At 65.3% G+C, this 8,061-nt stretch carries 7 protein-coding genes and 1 pseudogene; 2 read left to right on the top strand and 6 right to left on the bottom strand.

Features of this window, described 5'->3' with window-relative positions; all coding sequences use genetic code 11:
• Nucleotides 1-73: 73 nt before the first annotated feature.
• Nucleotides 74-700, top strand: a pseudogene (locus WMK75_RS17465) (IS110 family transposase); the annotation flags it as partial.
• 304 nt (nucleotides 701-1,004) lie between these two features.
• Here WMK75_RS17465 and WMK75_RS17460 read toward each other — a convergent pair.
• The 6 genes from WMK75_RS17460 to rmuC form a co-directional block, all read right to left on the bottom strand.
• Nucleotides 1,005-2,051 carry an AI-2E family transporter gene (locus WMK75_RS17460; RefSeq protein ID WP_347268863.1) on the bottom strand — a complete coding sequence of 349 codons (1,047 nt, stop codon included), beginning with the start codon at nucleotides 2,049-2,051 and terminating at the stop codon, nucleotides 1,005-1,007.
• A 144-nt stretch (nucleotides 2,052-2,195) separates the two neighbouring features.
• The gene (locus WMK75_RS17455; RefSeq protein ID WP_347268862.1) at nucleotides 2,196-2,615 is read right to left on the bottom strand and encodes a pore-forming ESAT-6 family protein; all 420 of its coding nucleotides are present in this window, start codon (nucleotides 2,613-2,615) and stop codon (nucleotides 2,196-2,198) included.
• A gap of 75 nt (nucleotides 2,616-2,690) precedes the next feature.
• Nucleotides 2,691-3,788 carry an ABC transporter ATP-binding protein gene (locus tag WMK75_RS17450; protein WP_347268864.1) on the bottom strand — a complete coding sequence of 366 codons (1,098 nt, stop codon included), beginning with the start codon at nucleotides 3,786-3,788 and terminating at the stop codon, nucleotides 2,691-2,693.
• A 53-nt stretch (nucleotides 3,789-3,841) separates the two neighbouring features.
• Nucleotides 3,842-4,648: an ABC transporter permease gene (locus WMK75_RS17445; protein ID WP_347268861.1), complete on the bottom strand. Its 807-nt coding sequence runs from the start codon at nucleotides 4,646-4,648 to the stop codon at nucleotides 3,842-3,844.
• Nucleotides 4,645-5,514, bottom strand: a complete 870-nt coding sequence (locus WMK75_RS17440) for an ABC transporter permease (protein ID WP_347268860.1) — start codon at nucleotides 5,512-5,514, stop codon at nucleotides 4,645-4,647. The genes WMK75_RS17445 and WMK75_RS17440 overlap by 4 nt, the downstream gene beginning before the upstream one ends.
• 133 nt (nucleotides 5,515-5,647) lie before the next feature.
• Nucleotides 5,648-7,099 (bottom strand): DNA recombination protein RmuC, encoded by a 1,452-nt coding sequence (gene rmuC / locus WMK75_RS17435; RefSeq protein WP_347268859.1) that lies wholly within the window; start codon nucleotides 7,097-7,099, stop codon nucleotides 5,648-5,650.
• 151 nt (nucleotides 7,100-7,250) lie between these two features.
• Here rmuC and WMK75_RS17430 point away from each other — a divergent pair, with 151 nt between their 5' ends.
• Nucleotides 7,251-7,799 carry an NAD(P)H-dependent oxidoreductase gene (locus WMK75_RS17430; RefSeq protein ID WP_347268858.1) on the top strand — a complete coding sequence of 183 codons (549 nt, stop codon included), beginning with the start codon at nucleotides 7,251-7,253 and terminating at the stop codon, nucleotides 7,797-7,799.
• Nucleotides 7,800-8,061 lie beyond the last annotated feature (262 nt).

The following is an 8,061-nucleotide window of genomic DNA, read 5'->3' as shown; positions in this document are numbered from 1 at the left end:
TGGCGTCGCCGCTGACGATGCCAGCCAAAGCCGCGCCGCATGATCAAGCCGCGTCACCCAAATTCAGCCATAGCTCACCAACCAGATCAGGAGCCTTCTGCTCGAACGCGGACATGTCGTCGCACAAGGCCATGCCCGCTTGCGCCACCTGCTCGCTGACCTGCTGGACCCCGATGCGGGTCGTCTCAGCCCACGGATGGCTTTCCTGCTCGGTGACATGCGCAGGCGGTGGGATGAACTCGACCGCCGCATTGCCGCTTTTAACGCCGAATTTGCGGCCATGGCCCGGACTGATGAGCGGGCACGGCGGCTGACAAGCATTCCGGGCATCGGTGCGCTGAATGCCACCGCCTTGGTGGCCGCTGTCGGCAACGCCGCGACATTCACGAAAGGACGCGATCTGGCTGCCTGGCTGGGTCTGGTGCCCAGACAGGCGACAACGGGAGGAAAGACGAAGCTCCTCGGCATAACAAAGCGGGGCAGTCGCTACCTGCGCAAGATGCTGATCCAGGGCGCGCGATCTGCCATGCCGACACTGGCGAAGGCGGATACTGCAGTCGGCGCCTGGCTGCGTGCGCTGCTCGTACGCACCCATCCCAACGTCGCTGTTGTCGCGCTTGCCGCAAAGATGGCGCGCACCGTTTGGGCGCTTCTGCGGCACGGGCGGAACTACGAAACCGTGCCGCAGGCGGCCGGCTGACGAACACGCGCCCGTCCTGAACCCGGCCGGGCGCGACAAGCTGCGAGTGGTGAAAGGAAGATGGCCTGACAGTCGAACGGTGTTCCGAGAACCTCCGGCGCAAAATGGCCCTCCGAGGCCGGCCCCTTTATGAGGATCGGGACGCGCGGATCTCCATCTTGGCAGCGGTCATCGCGCCGACATGCCGGATACGTTTGTGCAGACTGCTCACGTCATAATCCGATCGGCACTTGCAACGGGGCGGGCCATACGTTTGCGGCCCGGTCAGCTGCGGCGCCTGCTGCGGACAGGCGCCGGCGGAACCTCAGGCAAGATTTCCGTCCTTCGACAGCAGCACCGCCACCGGTCGGGTCGCGTCGATCTCGCTGAAGATGATGACCAGAATCGCCATGATCGGCACCGCAAGGATCGCGCCGATGATGCCCCATAGCGTCGTCCAGGCGACAAGGCTGATCAGGATCACGAAAGGGCTGAGATTGAGCGAATTGCCCATGAGCCAGGGCTCGATGAAATTGCCCAGTGCCACCTGCGGGATGCACATCACCAGGACAAAGACCACGACCGGCCAGATCTCTCCGAACATGAGCAGCGCCATCAGCGCGGGCAGAGAGACGCCGATGACGCCGCCAAGATAGGGAATATAGTTGAACAGCCCGATCAGCATCGCCCAGAAACCGGCGAATTCGATGCCGTAGAACCGCAAGATCACATAGCTTGCCAGGCCCAGCGTGATGTTGATCAGGGTCTTCATCACCAAATAGGTGCCGATGCGGCTGTTCACGTCGCGGATCACCTGCTGGATCTTGACCACCTTCCCGGGCTGGTCCGAAAGGCGGGTGATTTTCTGAGCGAAGGCCTGTTTCTCAAGCAGGATGAACCCGGCATAGACCAGAACCACCGTGAAGCTGCCGATGATCGCGGCGACCGAGACCACCGATCCGACGATGGCCCGCTGCAGGTTCAGATGCCCGGTCAGTTCCTGGCGCAGGCTCTGCCAGCTTGGTTCGTCGTCAAGGCCGATGACGACGGCACCACGCTGCAGCAGCGCCAGCATCTGGTCTTGATAGACCGGCATCTGCGCCGAGACCTGGGTGGCGTTTTGCATGACCAGCCAGACGACCAGCGCCAGCGCGGCAAGGCTGAGCGCCGCCGCCAGGATCTGGCGCAGCCCGACGGGCGTCGCGCCCAGGCCCGGTGCCCGGCCGATCAGTTCGGCCAGGCCAAGCACGACATAGGCGATGATGATGCTCATCACCACCGGCAGGATGATCGACTGGCCGATGGCCAGAATCCAGCCGATCATCAGCGCAAGCCCCACGCCATGGAAAAGCCGTGCCAGACCGTCGCCCATGATCATCCCCCGGAGCTTGTGATTGCCGGCATAGAAACTGATCGCGTGCGGCCCGTCCAGCCCGATTGCGCGCGCGGTCGGGCTGGTCAGGACCGCAGGGCTGCGCGCGCCGAGCCGATTTCACGCAAAGCAGGGCGCCCGCGATCAGGAAGAGACCTGCGCCGCCAGCTGCGCCAGCAGCGCGTCCATCTGCTGGCAGAGCGCCGCCTCGGTGGTGTCCTGCTCGCGGGCCGCGTCCGCCAGCGAGCGCTCGACGCCCATGGCCGAGACCGTGCCGGCCTTGCCCGTCGCCTCGGCGGCGTCGCCCGCGGCGGCGTCTCCGGGCGGGACCATCGCCAGCAGGCGGGTCTGGGTTTCGACTGCCTTGCCGTCGATATGCCCCTTTTCCTGGCAGTAAAGCAGCACGCCAAGCTGATTGCGCGCGCTTTCATAGGCGGCGCCGCTGTCATTGGCGGGCTCGGCCTGCACCGAGGCGGCGGGTTCCGCGGGCGTCTGGGCAAAAGCGCCCGGAATGCCGGGCACAAGGGCAAGCGGCAGCACCAGGATTGCCGAACGCAGGGTCATCTCGATCTCCGTCTGTTGTCTTGCCCGGGCCGGCACCCTGCCCCCAGGCCGCGAACTGCCCGCGGGGTTCCCCCCTCAGCGAAAAAGCACCAGCGAGCCGGGCGACCAGCTGACATGCGCGCGGGTGCCCACATCCTGCACCTCGCGGCCAAAAACGTTGCGCATGGCGATGCGCACTGGCCGCGCCTTGCCGTCGAACTGGTCCGACCCGTCCAGGCGCACGTCGTAATAGGTCATGTCGCCGTAATAGACCACCTCGTCGATGACCCCCTCGGTCACCCGGTTCGCGCCCTGCTGGCCGGGCGCGATCAGCGACACCGCCTCGGGGCGGAAACCGACCGAGGGCCCCTCGTCGCCGGGATCGGCATGGCTGACATTGGCCAGGGGAATGTCGACGCGGCCCAGGCCGGGTGCCTCGATCTGCACGCCGTCCGGCCTCTGCCCCAGCACCCGCGCCGGCAGAAAGTTCATCACGCCGATGAAATTCGCCACCCGCCGGCTGGAGGGCCGCGCGTAAAGCGCCTCGGGCCCGTCAAGCTGCGCGATCTGGCCCTCGAACATCACGGCGATGCGGTCGGACATGACCAGCGCCTCCTCCTGGTCGTGGGTGACCAGCACGAAGGTGATGCCGACCTGGCGTTGCAGCTTGATCAGCTCGACCTGCATCTGCTCGCGCATCTTGCGGTCCAGCGCCGACAGCGGCTCGTCCAGCAGCAGCACCTTTGGTTTCAGGATCAGCGCCCGCGCCAGCGCCACCCGCTGCCGCTGCCCGCCCGACAGCGCATGCGAGGCGCGGCTGCCATAGCCTTTCAGCCCCACCATCTCCAGCGCCTGCTCGACCGCGGCGGATTTTTCCGCGCGCGAACGCGGGTCGCGGCGCAGACCGAAGCCCACGTTCTCGGCCACGCTCAGATGCGGGAAGATGGCATAGGACTGGAACACCATATTGGTCGGGCGCCGGTTCGCCGGCACCTCCTGCATGTCCTGGCCGTCGATCAGCACCACGCCCGAGGAAATGTCCTCAAATCCGGCGATGGTGCGCAAAAGCGTGGTCTTGCCGCAGCCCGAGGGTCCCAAAAGCGAAAAGAACTCGCCCGAGCGGATGGACAGGTCGATGCCGCGCAGCGCGTGGTAGTCGCCATAATGCTTCTGCACCGCGCGGCATTCGATCATCGGCTTGGCCTCGGCCATGGCGGCGCGATGGGCGGCGGTGCTTTTCGGCGTGGTCAAAGAAAGCCCCCTGTATCCTTGATGCCGGTCCGGGCGACGCCGCGGCGGCGAAAGTATTCGGCGATGGTCAGCAGCAGGATCGACATGATCACCAGCACCGTCCCCAGCGCCATGATCATCGGAATCTGCTTGGGAAAGCGCAGCTGGCTGAAGATGTAGGTCGGCAGCGTCGGCTCGTTCCCGGCCAGGAAAAAGGCGATGATGAATTCATCGAGGCTGATGGTAAAGCTCATCAGCAGCGACGAGATGATGCCGGGCATCACCAGGGGCAGGATCACCAGGCGAAATGCGCTCCAGCGGGTCTCGCCCAGGTCATAGGCGGCTTCCTCAAGCGAGCGGTCGAGCGAGTTGAAGGCGGTGGACAGGATCACCGTCGCATAGGGCATGCAGACAAGCGTATGGCCGACGATCACCGTCAGGATCGACAGCTTGACCCCCAGCGACAGCAGCACCACCAAGAGCGAGACCGAGATGATGATCTCGGGCATGACCAGCGGCAGCATGATCAGCCCCATGATCGGGCCCTTGCCGGGAAACTCGAACCGGGTCGAGGCGCGGGCGGCAAAGATGCCGAGGCAGGTGGCAAAAATCGACGAACCCACGGCGATCAGCAGCGAATTCGTCAGCGCCCGGCGCAGCGAGGCGTTGCCGACCATCTGCGCGAACCATTCGGTGGTGAACCCCTTCAGCGGAAAGGCGATGATCGTGCCCGAGTTGAAGGCAAAGATCGGCAAGAGCAGGATCGGCGCGTAAAGAAACACCAGATAGGCGACGGTATAGGCCCTGAGCCCGCCGCCCTTCATTGCCGCACCTTCAGGAAGCGGCGGTTGAGGGCGATGAACAGCAGGCTGAGCACCCCGACGATCAGCATGGCGGTGACCGCCAGCGCCGATCCCATCGGCCGGTTGTCCAGATCCAGCATCTGCGCCTGGATCATGTTGGCGATCATCGGGATCTTGCCGCCGCCGATCAGCGCCGGCGTCACATAATCGCCGATGGTCGGGATGAAGACGATCAGCGCCGCCGCCACCACCCCCGGCATGGCCAGGGGCAGCGTGACGCGCCAGAAGGTCACGGCGCGGCTTTCGCCAAGGTCCCGCCCCGCCTCGAGCAGCGAGCGGTCGATCTTTTCCAGCGCGATGAAGATCGGCAGGATGGCGAAGGGCGCATAGGCATGCGCCAGCGTGATCACCATGGCATTCACGTTGTAGAGGATGAAAGTCAGCGGCTGCTCGATGAGGCCCAGCGTCTTGAGCCCCGAGTTGATGACGCCGTTATAGCCAAGGATCACCTTCCACAGAAACACCCGGATCAGATAGCTGGTCCAGAACGGGATGGTGATCAGGAAGATCCACAGCGCCTTGCGCTCGGCCCGCACGACAAAGGACAGGAAATAGGCCACGGGAAAGGCCAGCACCACCGTCACCAGCGTCACCAGCGCCGCGACCACCAGCGAACGCAGCATGATCTTGTGAAAGATCGGATCAGTCCAGACGGCGAGATAATTCTCGAGGGTGAATTCGCGGATGACGGTCAGGTAGCCGTCCTTGATGAAGGAATAGCCCAGGATGGTCAGCAGCGGCGCCGCCAGGATCAGCACCGCATAGCCCAGCGGGGGCGCGATCAGGATCAGCCCCTGCGTCGCCTGAGATCGGTTTCCTGATGCCATTCCCTGTCCCTGAGTTCCGCGCCTTTTTGCGGCAGGTTTTCACATCCTCGCCACCAAAGGAAGGGGGTTCCTGCGGGGGCGGCGCCATGGCCGAACAAAACCGCGCCGGCCCGGTTCCGGCCGAACGCCGCGCCTATTCAGCCGCCTCTCCCGGTGCCTCCAGCAATTCGGCCTCGTCATGGTCAAGCGCCAGGCGTTTTTGCGCGCGCGCCCCCAATTCGCGCAGCATCTCGGCCTGGCGGATGACATTGCCCGACCCGCGCGAGAGCCGGTCCATGGCCGTGGCATGGCTTTTCTGCGCCCGGTCAAGCGCCGTGCCGACATCCTCGATGGCAGCGACGAAACCGTGCAGCTTGTCGTAAAGCTGACCGGCGCGGCCGGCGATCGCCATGGCATTGCTCTCGCGCCGCTCGACCGTCCAGATATGGTCGACAGTGCGCAGGGTCAGCATCAGCGTCGTCGGCGTGGCAAGGCCGACGCGATGCTCCATCGCGTGGCGGGCAAGGTCGGGATCGACGCGCAGCGCCTCGGAAAAGGCGCCCTCGACCGGAATGAACATCAGCACGTAATCGACCGAGCCTTCGTCGAGCGCCTGATAGCCCTTGCCGGCCAGCTGCGCCACATGCGTGCGCATCGAGGCGACATGGCGGCGCAGCGCCGCCTCGCGCGCGGGCGGGTCCTCGGCGTTCACCGCCTCTTCATATGCGTTCAGCGACACCTTGCTGTCGATCACCAGCAGCTTCTTTTGCGGCATCTTCACGATCACGTCGGGCCGCCACAGCTTGCCGTCGGCGTCGCGGCGGCTGCCTTGCACCTCGTAATGCGTGCCGGCGATCAGGCCGGAATCCTCGAGGATGCGCTCGAGGATCATCTCGCCCCAGGCGCCGCGCTTCTGACTGTCGCCCTTCAGCGCCCGGGTCAGTGCCACCGCCTCGCGCGAGATGTCCTCCGAGCGCTTGTGCAGATATTCGATCTGTTCCTTCAGCCGGGCGCGTTCCTCGTCCGTGGCCTTGTTGCGCGCCTGCAGCTCGGTCTGGAAACGGTGCACCTGGTCGCGAAACGGCGTCAGCAGCGCCGAAATCTGTTCGCCATGCGTCTTCTGCATCTCGGCGCCCTGCGATTTCAGCGTCTCATGCGCCATCAGCCGGAACTGGCCGGTCATCTCTTCGCGCAGCGCGCGCAGCGTGGTGATGTCGCGCTCGGCCGCCTCGCGGTCCTTCTGCGCCCCCAGCCGCGTCTCGGCCAGTTCGCGCTCAAGCCGCGAGACCGCCTGCCTTTCGCGGTGCAGCGCGTCGCTCAGCCCGTCGCGTTCCTCGACCAGTTCCTGCCGGCGCAGGGCCAGGGCTTCAGCGCGGCTTTCATGCCGGCTGGCGGTGAGGGTTTCGGCCTGCAGGCGTGCGCCCTCGGCCTCGAGCCGCTGCTGCAGCTCGCGCCGGCGCCAATCGGCATCGGCCAGCGCGTCCGTGGTCTGCCGGCGCTGCCGCCACAGCGCGACCAGGGCCAGCAGCGCGATCAGCAGGGCGGCGATCAGCGCGAGCCGCAGGTTTTTCGCATCCGCAAGCCATGCCTGCACAAATTCCGTCATGTTTCCGGGCATTCTGCCTTATCGTCCTGCTGTCCCGCCGCATTCGCCGGTCAGTGTTCACCTTTTCCCCCAGGAATGCAAGCATGGCGCCCCTTACAACCCGCCCTGCCCGACCCCAGCTTTGCCAATGGATCACAGGAGGAGTTCAGAAATGGTAAAGACCGTCGCCGTCATCACCGGATCGCTGCGCCGCGAGTCGATCAACGTCAGGCTGACGCAGGCACTGCAGAAGCTGGCCGAGGGCCGGCTGCAGTTCCACGCGCTGCATGTCGGCGACCTGCCCCATTACAATGAGGATCTCTGGGCCGATCCCCCCGAGTCGGTGCTGCGCATGAAGGATCGCGTCGAGCATTCGGACGCCGTGCTTGCGGTGACGCCGGAATACAACCGCAGCTATCCGGGCATGATCAAGAACGCCCTGGACTGGGGCACCCGCCCCATCGGCGAGAATTCCTGGCGCGGCAAGCCGGCGGCGGTGATCGGCGCCTCGGCCGGGCAGATCAGCACCGCCGTGGGACAGTCGCGGCTGAAAAGCGACATGCTGCATGTCGGCATGGTGGTAATGAGCCTGCCCGAGGCCTATATCCAGTGGCACCCCGAGGCCTATGGCCGCGACGGCAGCGTGCTGGACGACAAGACCGCGATATTCCTGGGCGGTTTTGTCGACGCTTTCGTGGCCTGGATCGAAAAGCACGGCTGAACCCGGCCCGGCGGACTGAACCTCGGCTACGGAGGAATGAAACGGGGTCGCACCGGGCTGGCGCGGCCCCGTTTGAGTACGGCGGTGAGAAATTAGTCCACGAAAGCGGCAGCTTGGTGCTGCTGCGGGCGGCGCAAAAGTCGTCCATCTTTTTCCTTTCTGCGGTGGCAGGGAGGGCGTGGGGAGGCGTTGTTGTAGAAGTCGGAACCGGGCCGCAGTTCCCCCTTTCCCCGGTGATGTCAGCCCACGCGCTGGATCTCGG

The sequence above is a fragment of the Paracoccus sp. (in: a-proteobacteria) genome (assembly GCF_039808215.1).
Classification (GTDB): domain Bacteria; phylum Pseudomonadota; class Alphaproteobacteria; order Rhodobacterales; family Rhodobacteraceae; genus Paracoccus.
This window is presented reverse-complemented; position numbering and strand designations above follow the sequence as displayed.